Origin of the sequence: Corynebacterium auriscanis (assembly GCF_030408435.1) — a bacterium.
Classification (GTDB): Bacteria; Actinomycetota; Actinomycetes; order Mycobacteriales; family Mycobacteriaceae; genus Corynebacterium; species Corynebacterium auriscanis.
Genome location: NZ_CP047046.1, coordinates 2,257,150 through 2,279,612 on the forward strand (window position 1 = coordinate 2,257,150; position 22,463 = coordinate 2,279,612).

22 protein-coding genes and 4 tRNA genes are annotated in these 22,463 nt (G+C 59.5%); 8 read left to right on the top strand and 18 right to left on the bottom strand.

From position 1 onward, the window contains the following. Positions 1-144: 144 nt before the first annotated feature. The 9 genes from rplK to CAURIC_RS09635 form a co-directional block, all read right to left on the bottom strand. A complete protein-coding gene (rplK, locus tag CAURIC_RS09595; protein ID WP_035113583.1) occupies positions 145-582 on the bottom strand; it encodes a 50S ribosomal protein L11 in 438 nt (145 codons plus the stop codon). A 164-nt stretch (positions 583-746) separates the two neighbouring features. Then, positions 747-1,688, bottom strand: coding sequence for a transcription termination/antitermination protein NusG (gene nusG / locus CAURIC_RS09600; protein ID WP_035113582.1), 942 nt, complete (start codon positions 1,686-1,688; stop codon positions 747-749). Between the two features lie 241 nt (positions 1,689-1,929). After that, entirely contained in the window at positions 1,930-2,268 is a 339-nt protein-coding gene (gene secE / locus CAURIC_RS09605; protein ID WP_035113581.1) for a preprotein translocase subunit SecE, read from the bottom strand. A 34-nt stretch (positions 2,269-2,302) separates the two neighbouring features. After that, positions 2,303-2,375: transfer RNA gene (locus CAURIC_RS09610), tRNA-Trp, on the bottom strand. A gap of 492 nt (positions 2,376-2,867) precedes the next feature. Beyond that, positions 2,868-2,944 (bottom strand) — tRNA-Met (locus CAURIC_RS09615). A 75-nt stretch (positions 2,945-3,019) separates the two neighbouring features. Further along, positions 3,020-3,092, bottom strand: a tRNA-Thr gene (locus CAURIC_RS09620). Positions 3,093-3,547: 455 nt separating this feature from the next. After that, complete coding sequence (locus CAURIC_RS09625) at positions 3,548-4,900, bottom strand: IS256 family transposase (RefSeq protein WP_035114042.1); 1,353 nt, start codon at positions 4,898-4,900, stop codon at positions 3,548-3,550. Positions 4,901-5,555: 655 nt separating this feature from the next. Next, positions 5,556-5,640: transfer RNA gene (locus tag CAURIC_RS09630), tRNA-Tyr, on the bottom strand. 415 nt (positions 5,641-6,055) lie between these two features. Beyond that, positions 6,056-7,078 carry a polyprenyl synthetase family protein gene (locus CAURIC_RS09635; protein ID WP_035113578.1) on the bottom strand — a complete coding sequence of 341 codons (1,023 nt, stop codon included), beginning with the start codon at positions 7,076-7,078 and terminating at the stop codon, positions 6,056-6,058. A 166-nt stretch (positions 7,079-7,244) separates the two neighbouring features. Here CAURIC_RS09635 and CAURIC_RS09640 point away from each other — a divergent pair, with 166 nt between their 5' ends. Next, a complete protein-coding gene (locus CAURIC_RS09640; protein ID WP_035113576.1) occupies positions 7,245-8,552 on the top strand; it encodes a geranylgeranyl reductase family protein in 1,308 nt (435 codons plus the stop codon). Between the two features lie 132 nt (positions 8,553-8,684). Here CAURIC_RS09640 and CAURIC_RS09645 read toward each other — a convergent pair whose 3' ends face one another. The 4 genes from CAURIC_RS09645 to menD form a co-directional block, all read right to left on the bottom strand. Further along, entirely contained in the window at positions 8,685-9,377 is a 693-nt protein-coding gene (locus tag CAURIC_RS09645; RefSeq protein WP_035113574.1) for a demethylmenaquinone methyltransferase, read from the bottom strand. Positions 9,378-9,451: 74 nt separating this feature from the next. Then, on the bottom strand, positions 9,452-10,894 hold the full coding sequence (locus tag CAURIC_RS09650) for a glycosyltransferase family 4 protein (RefSeq protein ID WP_035113572.1): 1,443 nt from the start codon (positions 10,892-10,894) through the stop codon (positions 9,452-9,454). A gap of 79 nt (positions 10,895-10,973) precedes the next feature. Continuing rightward, positions 10,974-11,453 (bottom strand): DUF3592 domain-containing protein, encoded by a 480-nt coding sequence (locus CAURIC_RS09655; protein WP_052094924.1) that lies wholly within the window; start codon positions 11,451-11,453, stop codon positions 10,974-10,976. Continuing rightward, complete coding sequence (menD, locus tag CAURIC_RS09660) at positions 11,450-13,390, bottom strand: 2-succinyl-5-enolpyruvyl-6-hydroxy-3-cyclohexene-1-carboxylic-acid synthase (protein ID WP_035113570.1); 1,941 nt, start codon at positions 13,388-13,390, stop codon at positions 11,450-11,452. Before menD ends, CAURIC_RS09655 begins: the two co-directional genes overlap by 4 nt. A gap of 1 nt (position 13,391) precedes the next feature. Here menD and CAURIC_RS09665 point away from each other — a divergent pair, with 1 nt between their 5' ends. Further along, the gene (locus CAURIC_RS09665; protein ID WP_035113569.1) at positions 13,392-13,631 is read left to right on the top strand and encodes a hypothetical protein; all 240 of its coding nucleotides are present in this window, start codon (positions 13,392-13,394) and stop codon (positions 13,629-13,631) included. A gap of 195 nt (positions 13,632-13,826) precedes the next feature. Here CAURIC_RS09665 and CAURIC_RS09670 read toward each other — a convergent pair whose 3' ends face one another. Further along, on the bottom strand, positions 13,827-14,864 hold the full coding sequence (locus CAURIC_RS09670; protein ID WP_035113869.1) for an o-succinylbenzoate synthase: 1,038 nt from the start codon (positions 14,862-14,864) through the stop codon (positions 13,827-13,829). Positions 14,865-15,009: 145 nt separating this feature from the next. Here CAURIC_RS09670 and CAURIC_RS09675 point away from each other — a divergent pair, with 145 nt between their 5' ends. Beyond that, positions 15,010-16,005, top strand: a complete 996-nt coding sequence (locus tag CAURIC_RS09675; protein ID WP_035113568.1) for a 1,4-dihydroxy-2-naphthoyl-CoA synthase — start codon at positions 15,010-15,012, stop codon at positions 16,003-16,005. A gap of 32 nt (positions 16,006-16,037) precedes the next feature. Here the strand turns inward: CAURIC_RS09675 and CAURIC_RS09680 are convergent, their stop codons facing one another. Further along, complete coding sequence (locus CAURIC_RS09680) at positions 16,038-16,172, bottom strand: hypothetical protein (RefSeq protein WP_268871052.1); 135 nt, start codon at positions 16,170-16,172, stop codon at positions 16,038-16,040. On the opposite strand from CAURIC_RS09680, the gene CAURIC_RS09685 reads away from it, so the two are divergent. From CAURIC_RS09685 to CAURIC_RS09700, 4 genes are all read left to right on the top strand, one after another. Then, positions 16,171-16,872, top strand: coding sequence for a DoxX family protein (locus CAURIC_RS09685; protein WP_084588123.1), 702 nt, complete (start codon positions 16,171-16,173; stop codon positions 16,870-16,872). The genes CAURIC_RS09680 and CAURIC_RS09685 overlap by 2 nt on opposite strands. Positions 16,873-17,142: 270 nt before the next feature. Next, on the top strand, positions 17,143-17,496 hold the full coding sequence (locus tag CAURIC_RS09690) for a hypothetical protein (protein ID WP_052094922.1): 354 nt from the start codon (positions 17,143-17,145) through the stop codon (positions 17,494-17,496). A gap of 66 nt (positions 17,497-17,562) precedes the next feature. Beyond that, positions 17,563-18,834, top strand: a complete 1,272-nt coding sequence (locus CAURIC_RS09695; RefSeq protein ID WP_052094921.1) for an AMP-binding protein — start codon at positions 17,563-17,565, stop codon at positions 18,832-18,834. A 72-nt stretch (positions 18,835-18,906) separates the two neighbouring features. Next, complete coding sequence (locus CAURIC_RS09700; protein ID WP_035113860.1) at positions 18,907-19,812, top strand: 1,4-dihydroxy-2-naphthoate polyprenyltransferase; 906 nt, start codon at positions 18,907-18,909, stop codon at positions 19,810-19,812. Between the two features lie 35 nt (positions 19,813-19,847). On the opposite strand, the gene CAURIC_RS09705 is transcribed toward CAURIC_RS09700, so the two are convergent. Together CAURIC_RS09705 and CAURIC_RS09710 are read right to left on the bottom strand one after the other, a co-directional pair. Further along, complete coding sequence (locus tag CAURIC_RS09705) at positions 19,848-20,201, bottom strand: DUF4229 domain-containing protein (protein WP_371440971.1); 354 nt, start codon at positions 20,199-20,201, stop codon at positions 19,848-19,850. A 35-nt stretch (positions 20,202-20,236) separates the two neighbouring features. Continuing rightward, positions 20,237-20,824, bottom strand: a complete 588-nt coding sequence (locus CAURIC_RS09710; protein ID WP_052094920.1) for a VanZ family protein — start codon at positions 20,822-20,824, stop codon at positions 20,237-20,239. Between the two features lie 214 nt (positions 20,825-21,038). Between CAURIC_RS09710 and CAURIC_RS09715 the strand changes: the two genes are divergently transcribed. Beyond that, complete coding sequence (locus CAURIC_RS09715; RefSeq protein WP_052094919.1) at positions 21,039-21,437, top strand: hypothetical protein; 399 nt, start codon at positions 21,039-21,041, stop codon at positions 21,435-21,437. 34 nt (positions 21,438-21,471) lie between these two features. On the opposite strand, the gene CAURIC_RS09720 is transcribed toward CAURIC_RS09715, so the two are convergent. After that, positions 21,472-22,458 carry an aminoglycoside phosphotransferase family protein gene (locus tag CAURIC_RS09720; protein WP_035113567.1) on the bottom strand — a complete coding sequence of 329 codons (987 nt, stop codon included), beginning with the start codon at positions 22,456-22,458 and terminating at the stop codon, positions 21,472-21,474. Positions 22,459-22,463 lie beyond the last annotated feature (5 nt).

The window sequence follows — 22,463 nt, forward strand, 5'->3', positions numbered from 1 at the left end:
CGCTCGGGCGAAGCGGGAACCTTTCGGCTCCGCCACTCTTTCTCATTTTTGCCGACGCCCCTTGCCATCCCCCGCCACGCCAAGAACCGGGCCCTAGCCATGTTCGGCTGAGGTGAAAAGCGAGGGGCGTCGAGAAAGAAATCCTTAAGCTGGTGCGCCTTCCACGGTGATGCCCATGGAGCGAGCAGTACCGGCGATGATGCGTGCGCCCATCTCCACGTCGTTAGCGGAGAGGTCTTCCTTCTTGGTCTCAGCGATCTCCTTGCACTGTTCCCAAGTCACAGAACCGACCTTGTCAGTGTGAGGAACGCCGGAGCCCTTCTGCAGGCCAGCCGCCTTCAGCAGCAGCTTAGCTGCTGGCGGGGTCTTCAACTTGAAGTCGAAGGAGCGGTCTTCGTAGACCGTGATCTCAACAGGAACGATGTTGCCGCGCTGGGATTCCGTGGCAGCGTTGTAAGCCTTGGTGAACTCGACGATATTAACGCCATGAGCACCCAGAGCAGGACCAACTGGAGGAGCAGGAGTAGCCTGACCCGCCTGGATCTGCAGCTTGATGAGACCCGTGACCTTCTTCTTGGCCATGATGAAACCTCTTTCTGTTATCGGTAACTGTGCCGTCCGCGAGGGCAAAAGTTTAGGCTCACCACTCCACGGTTGGAACGTGAGCCCACGCTAGCTACCGACCGGATGCCGGATTAACTAAGACCGGCCACCGGAAAATGTACACATTAGCGGACCGGTCAAGCTTAGTTGAGCTTTTCCACCTGATCAAATTCCAGTTCCACCGGGGTTTCACGGCCGAAGATGGACACCATGGCCTTGAGGCGATTAGCGGTGGTATCGATCTCGGAGATCGTGGCGGAAACAGAGGCAAATGGGCCGGAAAGGATGGTGACCGACTCGCCCACTTCGTAATCCACCACGACAGCTTCGCTGGCCGGCTTTGGAGGGGTAGCCACACCGGTGGAGGATACATCCACCGCGCCTGCCTGCTCTGCGCCTTCCTCGGCAGCAGCGGGCTTTGCGGTCTCCGGTGGCAGCAAGAACTTGGCAACCTCGCGAATCTTCACAGGAGTTGGCTTGCCTTCGTTACCAACGAAGCTTGTAACGCCCGGGGTATCACGGACAACAGACCAAGCCGCATCTTCCAGTTCCATGCGGACCAGAACATAGCCCGGCAGCAACTTACGCTTGACCTGCTTACGCTTGCCATCGCGCAGCTCGGTGACCTCCTCGATGGGCACCACAACTTCGTGGATGTGCTCGTCCACACCAAGGGTCTGCGCGCGCATCTCCAGGTTGGTCTTCACCTTGTTCTCGTAACCGGAGTAGCACTGCACGATGTACCATTCGCCCGGCAGTTTCTTCATGGAACGCATGAACTCACGCAGGCGGGTTTTGTAGGCCTGCATAGCTGCGTCTTCGAGCTCCTGCTCGGAATCGGACTTTGCTTCTTCCGCGGGCGTGCCCTCGGCGGCGGCATTGTCGGCGGCGGCATTGTCGGCGGCGGCACCTTCGGCGCCCGCGGATGCGGCGTCTGCCTGATCTGCGGCGTCAGCTGCGGACGATGGGGCGTCGGAATCAGTAGAAGTGCGGTGAGCCTCGGCGGCCTCGGTGACAGCCTGCTGCACGTCCTCTTGGGCAGCGGCGGCTAGGCTCTCGGCAGTGATGTCTTTGTCAGTGGACAATTGAATTCCTCTCCTTGGCAGGCGCTGACCTGATGCAATCCAGGTTTGATGCGCTCAGGTGCGTTCCGCAATTAACAATCAGCAATTAAAAATCCGCCTTCCCTAGGGGGTGAAGGCGGTTGCGATGATGCCAGTCTAGCACGGCGGGGGCGGAGAATTTCAACTAGCGGAACCTCTGGCGTGCCACCGAAAACCGTGGTGGCTAGAACTGAGCCACTAGTAACTAGGCTGTCAGCGAGGTTTAACGGAAGATAGCGCCCATTAGCAGGCTGGTGAGGTAATCAACGCCACCCACCAAGGCTGTAAGCAGAACCAAAAAGACCAGCACAACGATGGTGTACGTCACCATCTCCTTGCCAGTAGGCCAGATGACCTTGCTCATCTCGCGAACAACGCCACGGAAAAAGTCAACGATGGCGGAGAAAGGGTTCTTGCGGGTCTTAACGACCTCTGGGGCCCGGGAGGAGGAGTTTGCACGCGCCGTGGTGGCCTGGCCAACTTTTTGGCGTTTACCAGTTGGTCGGAGGCCAGCACCGTCGCCGGATCCGGCAGCGGGAGTCTTGATACTCTCGTCGCTCACGTGGAACTCTCCTTAGGGTCCTACAAAAAATATGCAGGGGCGACAGGACTCGAACCTGCAACCTGCGGTTTTGGAGACCGCTGCTCTGCCAATTGAGCCACGCCCCTATTCGGATTGATCATCTGCGTTAACAGCCTACGCGATGTCGGCTATATGCGCGGACTTTCGTCTCCTCAAGGTGTTGCCACACCCACACTCGGCGATCAGTTGCTGGTTGGCTTTGGCAGGCCACCAGAATTCTCTGGCTCGACGCCACACTGTGATCGCCTTGGGTTTCACAACAGGGAACGAGTTTATCAGCTCCGCGATTCAGCACCAAATAGCGTTGAAGCACGGGAAGAGTGAGGGCGGGGTGTGGGGTGCACTCGGGCGGGGTGTGCGGCGAGCAAGAGGCGGGGTGTGAGGCGAGCGGTGCTCAAGGTCAGGACGCGAGGCGAGAAAGAGGCGGGGTGTGGAGCGAGCAAGAAGTGGGGCGAGCGGTGCTCAAGGGCAAGGCGTGGGCTACACAAGGTCAGGACGCGAGGCAAGCAAGAGGCACCAGGAAAGAAAATCCGAACGCAAGAAAACCCTCCGCAGGCGAACCTGGGAGGGTTTTCATGTGGTAGCGGTGCCGGGACTCGATCCCGGGACCTCACGATTATGAGTCGTGCGCTCTAACCAGCTGAGCTACACCGCCACAGTCATTTTCTAACCACCGGCCACCAGCCTTATGGGGTTATCCACTGACGTGGCGACGCTGGAAAAATGACAGAGCCCCCTGACGGAATCGAACCGTCGACCTTTTCCTTACCATGGAAACGCTCTGCCGACTGAGCTAAGGGGGCAAAACTTCGTTACTACAACGACCCACACACTTTGCCCATATCGACCCTGTGCCTGTATCGCTCGAAGCCTGAGTTAGCATAACCAGAACCGCCACGAGTTAACAAATCGCCTGCTAGACACCCAGAATCGCTTCCCAAACTCACCGTTATTAAGGGTTTGCAGGCAAGAACAAGCGAGACTAGAACCTGTCCGGCTAGGGCTAATCCGACGGGGAATAATGGGGCCGAGGCTAAGCACGACGGGGAATAATGGGGCCGAAGCTAAGCACGACGGGGAATTGTCCAGTTGGCTAGCGACTCGTCATGTTTTTGTGACGTGTGACCTGGCGAGAAGCGTGTCTGTTCGAACACATTTCCTGCCTCTTAGCCCCGCTTTTGCTGCTCAACCCCTTTCAGCTACTTACCCCTGATGGGCTCGTGGGCGTGTCAAGTTTTTGTGTGTGGAGGTTTGTTTTCTAGATGTATGGGGCGAATCGGTCGGGGTAGGCGACGATCATTTGGTTGAGTGCTTCCATCCAGCCGACGGTTGTTCTCCCTTCGATTATGCGTCCTGATTTATCTGGTTTCGGTGCCCCTTTCGCTTTCTTTGCACGCTTGAGTGCTCGCTTGTCTTCGATCGTGCAGATCGTCAACCACAGTGCTTTTACTGCAGCGATATCGTTGGGGAACTGGATGCGATTGCGGGTGGCTTTACGCAGTTCACTATTGAGTGATTCGATCGCGTTGGTCGTGTAGACCATTTTCCGCACCTGCGGGGTGAACTGCAGAAACGGTACAAACCTCTCCCAGGCGCGTTCCCATACCAAGACAGATTGTGGGTATTTCTTACCGAGTTCACTGTCAGCAAACCGGTTAAGCGCGCTGCGTGCTTCGGTCTCATTGACTGCCGTGTAGACCTCTTTTAGCGCGGCGGAGACGGCTTTGCGGTCACCGTAAGCGACGTATTTGTTGGCGTTACGGATCAGATGCACCACACAGGTCTGCACGAGTGAATGCGGCCAGGTTGCTTCAATGGCTTCCGGCAGACCTTTAAGTCCGTCACAGGCAACGATGAAGACGTCTTCGATTCCGCGGTTGGCTAGTTCTGCGCATACCCCTGACCAAAACGATGCACCCTCATTGGCGGCAACCCAGATGCCGAGGATGTGTTTGATTCCGTCGAGGTCAATGCCTACAGCAATGTGGGCCGCTTTGTTGACGACTCTGCCACCGTCGCGGACGTTGATGCGGATGGCATCCAAAAACATGATGGGATAAAACGCATCCAGCTTGCGGTGCTGCCACTGCATGACGGCATCCAGCACCGAATCGGTGACGTTGCTGATCGTCTCATGGGACATATCCACCCCATAGGAGGTGTGAATATGGTGCTGGATATCCCTAATCGTCATGCCGCCGGCATACAAGGACACGATCATGTCATCCAGCTCTGTAATCCGACGGGCGCCTTTGGGAACCATTCGCGGGATAAACGAACCATCACGATCACGGGGAATGTCAATCTCGATCGGCCCGTAGTTCGTATCGACTGTTTTTGAATAACTACCATTGCGATGGTTTGTCTGCCCCGCAGCGGCCTTTGCCGTACGGTCACCGGATTCATAACCCAGGTGCGCCTCCATTTCAGCGGCCAGGCCGCTGTTGATCGATGACTGCAGCACCCCGCGGACAAGCGCGTTGATGTCGCCATCGGCAGCCTGGGCTAGCTCACCTATCAGTTTCGATAATTCCGGGCTCGCCATGATCCTGTTGGAAACAGCCTTAACCTGATCAGCGTTCTGATGTTTCTTCGGAGACATAGTTGTCATAATGGTTCATCCTTCAGACTATGTGGTGGAACCCCACACACAAACCATCTGACACCCTCCGGCTCGTCGATCTCGGCGCGCTTCCAACGCTCCCGGTAACGAACGACGTGGGAGCGAAGTACCCACCGTCCACGCACCAGTCCACACCCCACCGCCCACGCACCAGCTCACACCCCACCGCCCACGCACCAGTCCACACCCCACCGCCCACGCACCAGTCCACACCCCACCGCCCACGCACCAGTCCACACCCCACCGCCCACGCTCCAGCTCACACAATGTGCAGCAGAACTCTGACAAAATGACGCGTTTTTGTTGGACTTCTGCTGCACATTTGTTAATCAGCTCAAAAAATCCGGCAACGGATTCAATAAAGGAACATCCACACCGAAATCAATCCGCGAACACCGGAGCGATCGGGAAAACCTCCTACACCCGTCTGCGCTCCCTGCCCCCATCATTTCTAAAAGCAGCCGACTACCAACACAACATCGGCACACAAAAAGGCACCATCAGATAAACACAAAAGGCCCGGCCGACGACACGCCGACCGGACACACTTTCTGTCCCTTAACCCCTTTTCTTTACTCAACCCAAAACGCACGAAAACAAAACCCGGTGGGACTGAAAGCTTTCAGTTTCACCGGGTTTTTGATGGTGCCAGATGATGGATTCGAACCAACGTAGGCAATGCCGACGGATTTACAATCCGCTCCCTTTGGCCGCTCGGGCAATCTGGCGTGCACCTCAAGGGTGCGCTCGATACTTTACTATGAACTATCGCAAAAAGCACAAATCAGCAGTTCGGCTGGGCATTCTCCCGCGTCGGTGAGCCATGGTCTACCCGGTCACCCGACTCCCCCACGCGCCAGATTCAGCCACGCACCGGGTCAGCCACCCACCCGACTCCCCCACGCGTCGGATTCAGCCACACACCGGGTCACCAACCCACCCGACTCAACCACGCACCGGGTCAGCCACCCACCCGACTCCCCCACACACCGGGGCACCAACCCACCTGACTCAACCACGCACCGGGTCAACCACGAACCCGACTCCCCAACCCACCCGACTCCCCCACAAACCGGGTCAACCAAGCGCCAGATTCAGCCACGCACCAGATCAACCACCCACCCGACTCCCCCACACACCGGGTTAACCCAAGCGCTTCAGCGCAAATCCCAAAAGCTCCCGCAGCGCGCTAGTCGCCTCAGACTCAGGCAACTTACCCAACTCGGCTTCTGCCCTATCGCGGTAGATCTGAACCTGCTCCTGCGCGCGCTCACGGCCTTCGGAGCGCTTGATCAATTCAAGGGCTTCCTCCACCAACGCATCGTCTTCAACTGGCCCCGTAAGGATCTCTCGCAAGCGAGCACCCACTTCGTCATCCTGACGCATTGCATAGAGAACGGGAAGCGTGAATACGCCCTCGCGCAGATCCGTTCCGGGTACCTTGCCGGATTCTTCGGGATCGGACCAAATATCGATGATGTCATCGACGATCTGGAAAACCTGGCCCATGTTGCGCCCAAATGCGTGCAGCGCATCGCGCACTTCCACAGGCGCGCCGGAATGCTCCGCCCCAAGGAAGCCGGCTGCGGCAATAAGCACGCCGGTCTTTTCCTGGATGACGGTCATGTAGTGCTCAATGGGGTCTTGCCCCTCTGCGCATCCCACGGTCTCGCGCATCTGCCCCGTAACCAGCTCACGGAACGTGGAAGCAAAGTGGCTAACAGTTGCGGCACCCAAGTCCGCAAGCATGTCCGAAGCCACCGCGAAGAGGTAATCCCCCGCCAGGATGGCAATGGAGTTGCCCCACCTCATGTTCGCACTGTCAGCCCCGCGTCGTCGATCGGCTTCATCCATCACATCGTCGTGGTACAACGTGGCCAGGTGAGTCAGCTCCACCACAACCGCAGCCTTGTAAACCTCATCGGCCGTGGGCTTTTCCCCGTACAGCGCGGACAACAGGGTAAACACCACGCGGAACCGCTTACCACCGGCGATCGCCAAGTGGTTGATCTTATCCGTCAGGAATGGCTCGCCTTCCATCAGCGATTCGCGCAGCAACTTTTCCGCCACCTCGACACGCGCCTGGAGCATCTCATTAAGCCCTGGGCTGCCCAGTTGCGGTGCTACCGGGGTAGATTTCACGGCGGCGTTTTCAGTGCTTGCCATTTCCTTCGGTCAGCCTCGTCATTCGTCGTGGATGTGTAAAAACTGCTCCATATGGAGCACAGTGCGACGTGCCGGGTATGGTGCCCTGCACGGCTCGCGCACATAAGTCTCGCAGATTCTTCAACTAGGTTACCTTAGCGCTTCGCAATTACCGATACGTGCCACAATGACATTTATGTCTCGTACCATCTCCTCGGACGTTCTCATCGTCGGCGCCGGCCCAGCTGGCAGTGCGGCCGCCTGGTATGCAGCTCAAGCCGGCTACCACGTGGGCGTCGTCGATATGGCAAACCACCTCACCACCCCGCGCGACAAGACGTGCGGCGATGGCCTTACCCCGCGAGCTGTGGCGGCGTTACACCACATGGGCGCCCAGGGGGTTCTTGACGACCGGCCACACATTAACGGACTGAAGCTGCATGGTTTCGGAGGTTCGGTGACTGAACCATGGCCGTCCACCGGCAGTTTCCCTACCCGGGGCTCGGCGATCGCCCGCACCGAGTTGGACTCAGCCCTTCTGCGCCATGCGGTTGCTGCGGGCGCGGAGTTTCACGGAGGCATCAAAATTCTCGACGCCACGCACGACCGCGCCAATCGCGTATCCGCAGTCACAGGGGTGGACCAGGCAACGGGAGAGCAGGTCACGTGCCACTTTAAATTCCTGCTGTTGGCCGAGGGGGTGCGCAGTACGGTCGCGAGGAAGCTTGGTGTGCAGTGGTTGCGTGGAATGGTGCACGGTGTCGCCGCGCGTTCATACATCCGCACACCGCACGGCGATGAACCATGGATTCACTCGCACCTGGAATTGCGGGATGAATCCCATGTTGCGCAGCCCGGCTACGGCTGGGTTTTCCCGCTTGGCGGCACGCAGGCGAACCTGGGTTGTGGTGCGTTAGCCACCGCGAAACGCCCCTCCGGGGTGAATACCAAGAAACTGTTGCGCCACTACGCTGAGCAGCTGCGCGAAGAATGGGCTATTGAAGGCGCACCCGCGCGTGTCACAAGCGCTCTTTTGCCCATGGGTGGGGCTGTCACACGGGTCGCGGGCGAAAACTGGGCCACCATCGGGGACACTGCTGCACTGGTCAACCCCCTCAATGGCGAGGGCATCGACTATGCCCTCGAATCCGCTCGTTTGGTGATTTCACTTTTACCCGACGCCCCACGCAATCCCCACGGATTGCTTTTCATGTGGCCGGCGATGTTGCGGGAAGAGTACGGCGAGGCTTTCAGCTTGGCGCGCCGCCTGGCGATGGGGTTGACAATGCCGGGGCTGATGTCTGCTCTGGGACCAGTGGGAATGCGGGGACCCCAGGCCCACGCAGTGATGGCGGTGGCCACCCGTGTGATGGGTAACCTAGTCTCCCCGCAGGACCGCGACGTGACGTCCCGCGTGTGGCGGGCGGTCGGGGCCTTGAGCGTGGGCGCGGACAAACTACTTGCCCAAGACGCGCGACCGTTATTCGGTCGTTAAATAGCGCTGTAACTGACGATGCGACCCGGAGTTTGAATGGGAAGGTGCCGTAGCCACGTGGCGCCGGAGCTACCGACTACCGCCGCAGGAACATGGTGCCGGAGCTACCCGTTCACGGCCCCTCAGCGCCAGCTAGTCTGCGCGTCGCGTGGCACTGTGTAGTGCAACAATGCCTCCGGTGAGGTTCTGCCAGCCCACATTTTCCCACCCGCATTGCGCGATCTCGCGCGCCAATTCTTCTTGGTCTGGCCATTCGCGGATGGATTCAGCCAGGTAGATGTAGGCATCGGGATTAGAGCTCACGACCCGTGCAACCTCGGGCAGGGCACGCATGAGGTATTCCTTGTAGATCGTTTTGAACACGGGGATTACGGGGGTGGAGAACTCCGCTACTGCCAACTTGCCACCGGGCTTGGTCACACGAGCCATTTCCCGCAAGCCGGCGCGGTAGTCGACGATGTTGCGCAAGCCGTAGCTGATCGTGACTGCATCGAAAGTGGCATCGGCAAAAGGCAACTGGGTTCCATCGCCGCAGATCTTGGGTACTTGGCGGTGGGCGCCCGCGCGCAGCATACCCATGGAAAAGTCGCAGGCAATACAAAACGCCCCGGTCTCGGCTAGCTCCTCAGTGGAAACCGCGGTTCCCGCGGCGAGGTCCAACACCACATCTCCAGGGCCCAGGTTCAAGCGCCGACGGGTACGCTTCCGCCACATACGATCTTGGCCAAAACTCAAGACCGTATTGGTGATGTCGTAATTCTTTCCCACACCGTCGAACATCGACGCGACTTCGTGGGGCTTCTTATCCAAGCTCGCCCGTGACATAATCCCTCATCTTAGACGTGGTGACTCGCGCAGGGACAGCCGTGGGGGCGTTAAGAACCGAATGGTCTCGTCGGTTAGAACGGGGCAGCCTGGTCCGTCTCACTGGGGCGGCGCACTGAACCTTGCGCTGGTTCTGCAGCGCTGTGCTGCGCCCGGCGCTGGCTGGTCTGCTGCGCCGCGATCTGCGCGGGAGATTCCTGTGCCTTACGCAACCGCTCCCCAGCCGCCACTGCGAGAGCACCCGTACTGGTAGCGGCAGCCATCATGGATTCCACATCCGCGGCCACACCCATGAAACGCTCCGGTGGCCCCTTGCGGAAGAACTTCCGAGAGAGCAACCCCTTGCGCCCGTGCATAACGATTGCCAGATCGTAGTAATCCAGTAACTGGCTGCACAACCCCGGCCACGACTTGGATTGCACCCCTTCAAATGCCGCGGCTCCAAAACCTTTCACACCGCGGTTAATGATGTCTTCAACTGCACTGGGCAGATCGCGTTCAAATGAATCCACATCCAGCAGGTGACCATTTACTCCTGGAGTAATGAGGTCGATCGGCCCACCAGCACGCGGGCCGATGGTGGCCACGCCCGAGGCCTGTGCTTCCTGGATGGCCTGACAAAAAGTTTCAAACTGCCCCGCATGAACGAAAATATCCAAGCTGGCAAAGGCCTGCGGCAGGTCATCCCCGTACATGCCACCCGTGAATACGGCGGTTGGCATGATTTTTTCCAAGTCTTCACGTTCTGGGCCATCACCGACGATAACCAATTGGATATCATCCCGGTCATCTAGCACCGCTAGGCGCTCCACGGACTTTTCAGCTGCCAAGCGGCCAACGAAGCCGACCACGGTCACCTGATCCGCGCCGAAGGATGCGACCTTTCCACTATGAAGGGCTGCGCGTTTGGAGCGCCCGGCGTCGAGCCACAAAGACCGCAAGTCTTCGCTGCGTTTAGCGGGGTTGAAACGGACGATGTCCACACCGCGGCCCCAATGGAAAACGTTGCGGACCTTGTGTTCCTCTAGCTCTTTGATAGTGACAGAAGACGGCGCCAAAGTCATGGTGCAGTTGTTGTGCAGTACGCGCGTGACGCGCCATGCGGCCTGGGACAACATGGCAGCGCCGTAGTTGTTCGCAAAACCCGCAACATCAGTTTGATAGACAGCCACGCATGGCAACCCTAGAGTTTTGGCAGCAGCCGCGCCGGCGGCGCCGAGAACAAAAGGGCTGGCGAGGTGAACCACGTCCGGTTGGAAATCGCGCATTTCCGTCAGGACGCGGGGCAGTGGCACACCGATGGGCAGGGAGTTAACCCCCGGAACGTCCACGGCGGGTACGCGAGTGATGCGGTGGCCGAGGTAGTGCGTGATTTCTTCCTGCCCGTCCTTCGCAGCCGGCGCAATCACCAGGGCTTCGTGTCCATGACGACGCAGGTGCTCCAGCACGCGCAAAACGGAATTCACCACGCCGTTAACGACGGGCAGGAAACTCTCGGCGACGATTGCAACACGCATAGGATTCACCTTCTCCCACTGACTTCACATCCTCATGACCGCCGGGTAAAGCTTTGTGCAAATGATTCCGAACAGCGGTTTACGCGGGTGAAGTTTTGGCAAACAAACGAGACCTCAGGAGTAACCATAGCCCGCCACCCACGAACAGCACTACCGCCAACGAACTGAGTGCCGGCAGAAAAGCCAATGTCCAACCGCGCCCGGCGACCTTCACGTTCTTGGGGTTGCTCTGCTGGTATTCCACGCGTACTTTCTGTCCTTTCACCAACCCCGTTGGGTACTTCAACCCCTTGTCCGGCTGGTGATAGTTACCTTGGCTGTCATGGAACCGCACGGTTGTTCGCAAGGCACCAGTATCCAACACGTCGGCAGTCGCCGTTGCCCGATCGCGCGAGATCGCGTAGTCATCAATAGCCGCGGTCACAATCATCCCCAGGCAAGCCAACACCCCAAAAATAGTCAACGCAATCACCAGCTGCCGGGCGCGACGCACCACCCGTTCCCGGCGTGGCAGGGCCGGCACTGATTGCTCCAAGGTAGCTTTGGCTGCTGGGTTCATCGGGGAGTTACTGCCTCACGGATAGCCTTTTCTACATTTCGACGCCCCGCCCGGCTCACTTGCGCTTCGATCACGGCAATACCGCTGCCAATGGCGTCGTCATCTGCACTGAGGTATCCCAGCTCCGCGTGCTCTTCGATCGCTAAAGCCAATTCGGTTGGCGTGGTCACCAGGCGGTGTGGCACACCGAAGCCCGCACACAATTCACCGAGGTTAGCGCGCAGTGGTGTTCCGAAGATCCGCTCGAACATCTCGCTGCCATCAGGGAACCTCCGTAGCTGCTCTCGCCCGGGCTCTAGGGTCTCGAAGATTCCCCCTCCGTTGTCATTCGTGACGATGATGAGCAGGTTATCGGGGTGGGGCTCCAGGGGACCGATATTCAACCCACCTATATCGTGCAGGAACGTGAGGTCGCCCATCACTGCAATGGTGCGGGGAGCGCGCATGGCGTGCGGCTCACTGGAGGCATGCGCAAAAGCCACTCCCGCCGCGGTAGACACTGTCCCATCAATTCCCGCAGCGCCCCGGCTGGCATAGGCGGCAACTCCAGAAAATGGCAACCCGGCGCGCGAAGCATCGCGCACCGTTGTAGAAGCTCCTAGCACCACTGCATCCCCATCACGGAGCGAATCAGCCACGGCAGCAACGGCATGGATTGCAGTAAACTCGTCGCTTTCCTCGAGCGTTCGGCGCACAGCTTCCGCCCCCATGTCACTGATCGCGCGGCACACGGACAACCATTGTTGATCGACCTCCCCCGTCAAGGTGATCGCACGTGTGACGGCTGCCGCCGTGCCGCTGACATCAGTCACCGTATTGGTATCCGTGACCACCACCACGCGGATCTCCGGATCGGCCAGCAGGCGCGCCACCGGCCGGTGCAGCGTGGGGCGCCCCACTACTACGATTTGTTCCGGCCGGGTCACCGCTGAATATTCTCCATGGGCCACGGTGTCTGCCGTAAACATCGCTGCCGCAGCGGAATGCACGGGAATCTCCGGCGCGTCGGGTGCCACAGGTTCCGCCATCGTGGGCACACCCGATAGCTGCTCCATGATGCGGCGCCCCCACGCCCGATCGGTGACCTCTCCCACGATCGCCAACGTGCGTTTTCCCAGGTCGATCGCCACCGCATCGGTGTCAGTCTTTCGCACAGTGGGCATGTCCACTTCGCTGCCACCGGGGCGCCCGAGTTTTTCTTGGGTGCCTGCCGGCCCCGCTGGTTGCTCTTGGTTGGTTGCCTGGTGCTGGCCTTGGCTTAGGCTTTCTTGAATTTCGGACGCCCCCAGGCCCACCACCGCGCTGTCCTCAGGCACAAGGGGTTCCCGCAAAGGAACATCCAACTGCACTCCCCCTCCCTCAGTGGGGTGCATCGCCGCTGCAATCACTTCGCCGACGGTATTGCGCAGGAAGTCCACCTGGTCGGCCGGTAGTCCTTCGGTGATCCCGCGCTGCGCACAAGTCTCTCCGATCTGATCTAGGGTGCGAGTGCACACTGAATGCGAACCGAAGATACCCACCTGGTCAATGGTCTGGTTCGCCCCCGTTCCCACCATTTTCAGCGGGCGGTTAGCCGATAGCACCATGAGGGGGACGTGCGTCAGCGTGGCCTCCACCATTGCTGGCAGGCAATTCGCGACCGCCGTGCCCGATGTCATGACTACCGGCACCGCGCGGCGGGAGTACTTAGCCAGGCCGAGAGCTAGGAAAGCAGCAGTGCGTTCATCGGTCCGCACGTGCATGCGTAACCGGCCCACGCGATCAGCTTCCGCGATGGCAATCGCTAGGGGTGCCGACCGCGATCCCGGGCACACAACAGCTTCGCGTATCCCGCTCCGGATAAGTTCTTCGACAATCACCAAAGCCGTTGTCATGGCTGGGCTTAACGGTACATCGAGTTGCGGGGCGTTCACTTCAGGCACCTTCGGATTAGTCACATTGTCTAACTTACCGAGCAACCACGACAACGCGAATATCCCGCTGCCTCACTCTGGACGGTCTCGCGGACTGGGCCATCTCCCTGTCTTCGCCTCTGACGAGAAGGCTTACGACTGGTTCAAGGAAGAGTCCAAGGCAGACGACTCCCTGGGCTGGGGTCTTGAGGTTGAACGCGAGGGCGAGTGGGTGTTCTTGGATCAGTCCGAGGGTGGCACCAACACCTCCGGTTCCGATAACTAAGCCCGAGTTTCGCTAGCAGAGCTATTCGCTCACCATTTCTTTAAAGGCCTACCGGGGCATCGCGATAGGTGCTGGGCATCGGGATAGATGCCGAGCACCGCCACAAATGCTTGGCAACGCCACAAATGCCGGGCAACGCCATAAATGCTGGGCACCGGAATAAATGCTTGGCACCGTTACAGGTGCTCGACATCGTTACAGGTGCTGGTAGGCCTCCTTAAGTCTCTCGAACCACCAATCCTTCCGGCTCCCGCTGGCGGCGAACTCGTGGAGCACGTCGGCGTCGGGAATAAGAGGCCCCGCTTGGATACGACCGTCAACGATGGGGCGAGGAGCGAGGTCCTCAACGAAGAGAGACCCCGTGGCCAGGCCGGCAGCCTGCGATTCCGAGCCCACCTCCGGAAGGCGCGCGGCGGCCTCGAGGCCCGCGCCCAGACCGATACCGGTGTCCAGCGCGGAACTCATGGTCACGGCAACCCCACGAGGGGCGACAGCGCGGGCGATGCTGAGCAGGCGTTCCACTCCACCCAGGGGAGGCACCTTGAGCACCACGACATCGCAAGCACCGGCATCGATGACGTCTGTGACAGCGGTGAGTGGATCGGCGCTTTTCCGGATGCACTCATCGGCAGCGATGCGCACGGGCTCAGATGAACCACCCAGAACGCCCACCCGCCGGCGCACCTCAGCCAACTCCTCGGCAGTGGCACACGGCTGCTCCACATAATCGAGCGGACCCTCCGCGGTGATGGCTGCAATGGCTTCCAGAGCTTGGGGCACGCTCCACGCCCCATTGGCATCAAGGCGCACCTTGGGGTCGTCAATTCCCGCTTGGCTGCACCACTGCCGAACTGCCCGCACGCGGGCAACATCATCTGCGAGCTGCTGACCTTTCTGCGCGACCTTGATTTTGACCGTGGTGCATCCCGGGTAGCGCTGCATCAGGGCACCGATTACATCCGGGTCCTCGCGTACATCCACTGCAGGAATGGTGGCATTGACGGGCACCCAGGAATCCGCCAGTTCAGGTGCTGGGGTATAGCCGTATTGCACAGCCGCACACAGCCACCTGGATGCCTCCTCCGGTTGGTATTCAAGGAAAGGGGCCCATTCCGCCCAGCGGAAGGAGGCGTCGAATAATATAGCCTCCCGCACCTGGACACCGCGAAAAGGTACGCGCAAAGGTAGAGAAACCACGTGGGCACGCTCGAGAAGCTCGTCAACGCTGGACATGCTAGCAGTGGGCTGATCCTGTGAGGCTTGGCCACGCTTGGGGCGATCCTGTGCGGCCTGGTCGCGCTGGGGCTGATTGTTCATGTTCTCCAGCATGCCACCGCCTTGGGATGGTGGATCTCAGAGACTCGATAGAATGCGGGACATGACTGATTCTGCGAATTCCACCTCCGCTACCGGCACGGGCGCAGCCGGTGATTCCGCTGCTCCTTTTGATGCCTCCCAGTGGCGCGAGGTTCCCGGTTTCGATTTCACCGACATCACCTACCACCGCCATATCGGCACCGAGCGCAAAGACGGCATTGTTCGCATCGCCTTTGACCGCCCGGAGGTGCGCAATGCGTTCCGGCCCCACACTGTCGATGAACTGTACCGCGCCCTCGATCACGCACGCCGCTCCCCAGATATCGGCACGATTTTGCTGACGGGCAACGGACCTTCCCCCAAGGATGGTGGCTGGGCTTTCTGTTCAGGTGGCGATCAGCGCATTCGTGGCCGTTCGGGCTACCAGTACGCCACTAATCACGATGGAGATGTGCAGGCCGCCACTGCGGATCACGTCGATGAAGCTCGTGTGAAAGCCGAAGGTGGGCGCCTGCACATTCTCGAAGTCCAGCGCCTGATTCGCACCATGCCGAAGGTCGTTATCGCCGTGGTGAACGGGTGGGCTGCCGGCGGTGGCCACTCTTTGCACGTGGTGTGTGACCTCACTTTGGCATCCCGGGAGCACGGGCGTTTTAAGCAAACTGACGCCGACGTGGGATCCTTCGACGCTGGATATGGATCCGCGTACCTTGCGAAGCAGGTGGGACAGAAGTTCGCGCGCGAGATTTTCTTCCTCGGCCGCTCGTACGATGCGGAAACGATGCACCGCATGGGGGCCGTCAACGAGGTAGCAGATCACGCGGAGCTAGAAAACGTGGCCATCGAGTGGGCCCGCGCGATCAATACCAAATCCCCTACCGCTCAGCGCATGCTGAAGTTCGCGTTCAATCTGACCGATGATGGTTTGATGGGCCAGCAGGTCTTCGCTGGGGAAGCCACTCGTTTGGCCTACATGACGGATGAGGCCGTGGAGGGGCGCGATAGCTTCCTTGAAAAACGCGATCCGCGTTGGGACGACTTCCCTTACTACTACTAAAGGCAGTTACCCTAGGCATAGACAGATACGCCTTAACCTTGCTGGTGAGAAGCCTTTACCCAGCACGTTCGGTTAGCCACGGGCAGGCTCGCCAGCGTGGCCATCTGCGGAAGACGCAATCTGGTGCCAGCCGGCGGGATGGCCAAAAATGCTAAATTATAAGTCATGCCTAAAACCACAACCCATTCACCACATCCTCTCCACAGCATTGCAACGCTTCTTGGTCGCATCATTCTGGGCGTTGTGCTCATCGCTCACGGATGGCAAAAGCTCAAGACGTGGGGCCCAGAACAAACGCAGTCCAATTTCGACCAGATGGGCGCACCCATGCCCGAGATCACTTCCCAGATCGCCACGTGGGTAGAGCTCGTCGGGGGCATCCTCATCATTCTGGGCCTGTTGGTCCGTTTTGTCGGCCCGATCCTCTTCGTCCACATGGTGGGCGCGGTCATCATCGCGCACCGCAGCAACGGAATTTTCGTGCAGGATTCCGGATGGGAGTTGGCCGGTGTTATTGGTGCCGCCGGGCTGTTCCTCGCAGCGGCTGGCGCTGGTGCTTTCAGCTTGGATCACTTGTTCGCTGCTCCCTTCCGCGCACGTCGGGCACGCAAGGAGCGTGAGCGCAACCAAGAGGCCGCAGCTCAGATGCCTTCCTCTAGCTACGACAACAATCTGCACGCCGCCAATCCCGCTGTAAATCCCACCACCTCCACAGCAGCCTCCACCGCAAACCCGACCACCGGTTATGGTTCCGCTCCTTCCGCGAACGGCAACTTCCCTGCGGGTTCCTCCGCGAAGGGTAATGACAACACGGCCACGGAAGTGTTCCGCACTCCGCACAACGGCCAGAACAATCTGGATCGCTAGAAACCCGAGCAAACCCACAACACCCGCAAACCCAAACCCCCGCAAACCCACAACACCACCCCGCCCCTGATCCCCAGATGTTCATCTGGGGATTTTTCCCCTTTTGTTCAGGTTCTTACCCAAAATACTTGACTGCCCCCACTATTGTTCACTAAGTTGTAACTTAAAGATCGCACGAACGCTCGTTGGCATCTCCAACAATTGTGCTGAACCCAACACATTGACCTAACATGCCCCCTAGGTCGCTGATTTAAAAGAAAGGGGTGCACTATGTTCAACCCCCTAGTTCAACTGCTCCGCAAACTTCGTAACCGTGAAAACATCGCGGAGGGCATAGTGCTGTCCGACGGCACCACTCTGCCGAACAACGAGCATGAATTGGCCTCCTACTTCACCGAACAAGCCGATTTGCCCACTCCCAGCTTGAACGCTCTGGATTCCCGCAGCCCGTCATTCCACTCAGTACTGGCCTACCTCGTGGATACCGGCCGCACGCCAGCTACGGATACCGATCTGCAGATTGCCTACCTAGCTATCCACGATCGGTTGCCCACCGACCTGGAATTCGAAACCGCCCAGCAAATGCTGAAGGAATTCCACCTCCACGTGCCGTCATCCGCTTAGCCCGAAACCCCCTCTCCAACCCACTGAAGCGTAGCCCCACAAGCGCCAAGGCGTAGCCTAAAAGGCATGTCCACCACAGTCCCCTTGCAAGCCGCGACGATCTCCGCCACCCACCTTCCCGCCTCGATCTCTACGCTGCGCCAGGTGATGCAAGGGAAGATTTCTATTCTCCCGCTCCCCCAGGAACCGGCCACCGGATACCCACGCTCAGGACAGGCACAATCGGGCCCCGCGGCACCCAACTCACCCAACCTGGCAACCCTCATGAGCGTGGACGAGCCGATCGAACCCGGCTGCCTTATCGCCTGCACCTCCGGGTCCACGGGAACCCCCAAGGGGGCAATCCTTCATCGTAGTAATCTCCTAGCCTCCATCACCGCGACCGAGACCTACCTGCGCACCACGTTCGGTACCGCTCCCGGCGCATGGCTGCTGGCCCTACCAGCCCACCACATCGCGGGACTACAGGTCCTACTACGCAGCATGCACGCGGGCTTCACCCCTATCGCCGCATCGCACCTGGTTGCAGGGACCCCTTTCACGGCGGAATCCTTCATCGCTGATACCCGTCGCTTGAAAACCACTCACCCTACTGCGGATCTGTACACCTCCTTGGTCCCAGCCCAACTACACCGCCTCACGAGCCCCCAGGCCGTCCGTGCGCTATCGGACTATGCCGCCGTTCTCGTGGGCGGCGCCGCAGCAAACCCGGAACTCATCCGCTCTCTACGCGCCCAAGGGGTGCACCTCACACTCACTTACGGTTCCAGTGAAACCAGCGGCGGCATGGTCTATAACGGTCGGGCCCTACCGGGCGCCAGCATCGCCATCACAGACCCAGACCCCACCACGCGCTCAGGGCGCATCACTTTGACCGGCCCCATGGTCGCGCGCGGATATCGCAACGTCGATTCCCGGGCCTCTTTTCCGTCTGATGGCACATTCCTCACCTCTGACCTGGGGGTTCTTTTACCCGACGCCACCTTGTCCATCCACGGCCGCGCCGATGGCGCGGTGAACATTGGCGGGTACAAGGTGCTGCTCGAAGACGTGGAGCGGGCTGCCCGCGACCACGGTGTGAGCCAGGGACTGACATGTGCCCTAGGGGTGAACGATGAGCGGTTTGGAGAGGGCGTCGTCCTACTCATAGAAGCCAACACCGCGGCCACGCCAAGCGACGTGACCCAGCGAGTCCGCGACCAGCTGCGCGGGAAAGTGGAACGGCACCTCATCCCGCAACGTGCGTGGGAAGTCGCCGAACTGCCGATGACGGGGCCTGGCAAGATCGACCGGCAGCGGGCCAAAGCATGGGTGCAGACTACACTGCTTACTGATTAGACTCGCGCTGCTTCCGCCGGGTGATGAACCCGATGGCGCGCACAACCCGATTGTTGAGGAGCCAAGAAGCAATTGACCACCGTGTCTCGTGACTACCCCGGAGCCACTCCCGCACAATGGCTGGAGGGAGCGCGCCCGCACACCTGGGCCAACGCATTCGCACCGGTATTGGCGGGAACAGCCGCCGCCGTGCTGGCCGAGCAAGCCGACCTGCTGCGTGCCGTTTTAGCAGGCCTGGTTTCTTGGGCGCTTATCGTAGGTGTGAACTATGCCAACGATTACTCCGATGGGATTCGCGGAACCGACGATGATCGCTCCGGACCACTGCGCTTGACCGGCAGCGGGCTGGTTCCACCGAAGCAAGTGAAATACGCAGCGTTCGCCAGCTTCGCAGTGGCGGGAGTGGCCGGCGTGATCCTCAGTCTGCTGTCTGCCTGGTGGCTGATTCTGGTGGGTGCAGCCTGCATCGCGGGTGCATGGTTCTACACTGGCGGAAAGAATCCCTACGGTTATCGCGGGCTGGGTGAAGTGGCCGTGTTCATCTTCTTCGGACTGGTCGCGGTCCTGGGCACAGAATTTACCCAGACGGGGGCTGTTTCTTGGCGAGGCCTGGGGATGGCCGTGGCGGTAGGCGCGCTATCCTCTAGCGTGAACTTGGCCAATAACTTGAGGGACATTCCGACGGACGCGGAAACGGGGAAGATCACGCTGGCCGTACGCTTAGGCGATGCCCGCACCCGTCAGCTGTGGATTGGGCTCATCGTAGCGGCAGTTTTTCTGACCATCGCGATGGCGGTGGGGAATCTCGCCACACTCTTGGGGCTGATCGCGGTGCCTCTATTTGTTCTGGCGGCCCGCCCGGTTATGGGTGGGGCTAAGGGTAAAGCGCTGATCCCCGTATTGGGAATGACGGGACGCGGCATGTTGCTGTGGTCAATCGCAATGCTGATTGGCGCTCTGCTCAACTCGGCTGCATAAGTCGCGTGGGGCGCCTGGGTTGTGCCTGGGTTGCGCTAGTTCAAACGTTCCTGCAGCTGACGGCGCATCTGATCCTTGTGGGCCCGACGATCGGCATCCCACGCGGCGATCTCGTTGTTCACGCGACGGCGCAGCTTACTAAACAACAACATGGATAGTGGCAAAGCCAAGATGAGAGCCAGCAGGGCGCTCATCAGCAGCGGGAAGCTGTTCGCCATACCCAAAGCCAAAACAATGCCATGAATAACCGCGGTCAATACAACGAACAGCAACAGGCGGGCCAACCCATAGAGTAGAACATCCTTTTTAGTGGACGAGGCCAACTTAGGCTGTTCTGTGGCCTCGGGTCGCACCGGTTGATTCTTCTGGGGGATTGCTTCTTCACTCACAAATTACGAGCCTAGCGCCCGGTGGTCTGCGAAAGCTATTTAGGGCTTTGGAGGTCCACGACCTTATCTGGATCCCCCAACCTCTCACCCAGCCCAACTAGAACCGCGAATACAGCGGTCAGTGCTAAGGCCAACCACACCCACACCTTGTGCCACCGCGGGCCACAGGCTTTGGCGAACACCGCACCGATGAAAGCGCCCAGCGCGTTGCACCACACGTCATCGGTGGAGGTTCGGCCCAACTCACATACGTATTGAGCCACTTCCACGCACACGCTAAAGGCCAAACACAGCACAGTGACTTTCAGCACCGGCCGCTGCCGTTGAAACAGTGCGACGAATAGAAGCATGCCCAGGGGTACGAAAAAAGCTACGTTGCCCACGTAATCAAAGACGGGGCCGAACCACGTTGTCGACCGTCGCACCATGGTCAAAGGCACTAACATGAGCTCTCGGGTTCGCTGGTTCTCCGGCTTCCACAAATACCCGATTTGGAAGAACGCCTTAAGCGTGGTCAGCGCCACAATCACGGCCGCGTATCCCACGATCGCGGTCACGATCAGCCCACGCGCAGGCCGCTGCGCCTGCCTTTGTTCTGTGACCGATCCCTGCGATGTGCGCATTACGTTTTCCCTTCGCGAACACATGAAGCTTTACTGAAGCAACTTCTCGTCTCAGCTTAAGCGAAGAGTGACCGCCTTAACACCCCACGGTTGTCGGACGGGCTGCCGTAAACGCTGGGCGTTCTGCTACAACTTGTACGAAGAACTAATACACACCACACTGTGGCGTCTTTTTGTATACGACGCCCCGCTGCCTTCCACCAAGGAGTTTTCCATGGGTCGCTTACTTCTCCTCGTGCTGATCATAATCACGATCGTGTTGTTGTGGAAGGCATTTGGACCAGGATCCGGCCAGTCGGGGGCGGCGAGGGGCGTCGGTAAAATAGGCCGGAAAAACAACCCCACTGAGCTGCGCGCTAAGGGGCCGGACGACGATCCTGATTTCTTATGGAATATCGAGAAAGAAAGGTTTAAACAGCGCCGCGAGGCAGAACGGCAAGCCGAGCGGGAGGCCGAGCAGCGAGCGCGCCGAGAAAGGCTGGAGCGGCTGCGCCGGCAACAGCAGCAGCGCGGTGACAAACCGCATGGCGACGGCGAGCCACACGGCGATGATTCCACCGATGGCGGCACCCCACCCCCTGATGATGCGCCGCGACCTGACACTGAATCGTAGTGAGGGCCGGCTCCCCGCTAGGGCCAACTCCCCGTTAGAGCAGTTCTACACGCGGGGAGCGCCCCGTTCGGTAGTGGTCGATGAGTAAGAAAATATTGTCCCACTGTTTAAAGATCCGGGCACGTTCCAACAAGCGGGGAACACCCTCGTGCACTTGGTACAAATCCTCCGGCCCATTTTCCAGCGCCAACTGCAGCACGCGCTCCTGCAACCCACTATCAATGTCCACGAAGTGGCAGTAGTCCACGGCGGGATCCCCCACGGTCATATCGGAGAAGTCGATCACCCCCACTCCCCCATCGCGGTTCCACAGCAGGTGGGACTGGAACAGATCGGAGTGCGTCAGGCAGCGCTGTTGGTGTGGGCGGGCAAGTAACGCATCGACCTGGGCGAAGTTTTCCTCCACGGCATCCATTTCTCGAGACGTGAGGTTCGGGGCCAGAAAGTCCGCCATCCGCGACTTCATGAGCGCCATTTTCCCCGGCAGCGTGCGCGGGGATTCGTTGAGCGTAGATGTGGCCGGGCCATCGGACCACCAACACTCCACGCGACTGACCGGCAGCAAATCCGGATCCATCGTGTGCATGCTGGCCAGCAAACTGCCCAATTGTTCCGCAGCCCATTCGCGCTGACTATCGCTGAGGGTGGCCCATAGTTCTTTAGTCAGGGGCACCCCGGTGACCTCCGTTTGCAAGGTCAACATGACCGGGTTTGGAGTATTGAAAGTGCCGCGAGCATACGCTTGGCGCACAGTTTCTGGCACCCTCACGGAAGACCCGCGGAAGAGCTGCGAGATCAACGCGGATTCCAGCGGCGCTTGATCCCGATACTCGGGCTCGTGGGGAACGCGCACAACGGTAGATTCAGGGACCATGCCCTGCAGTTCCCCTTCAGCAGAAGTGATTCCCCGCAGGATCATCACTGCGTGGTCCATTCCCTGCTCCGGCACCTCTTCGCTGGTCCACGATAAGTCCCGCCACGTTCGGCGCACCATATCCGGCAGTTTTTTCAACGCAACCATGTTGG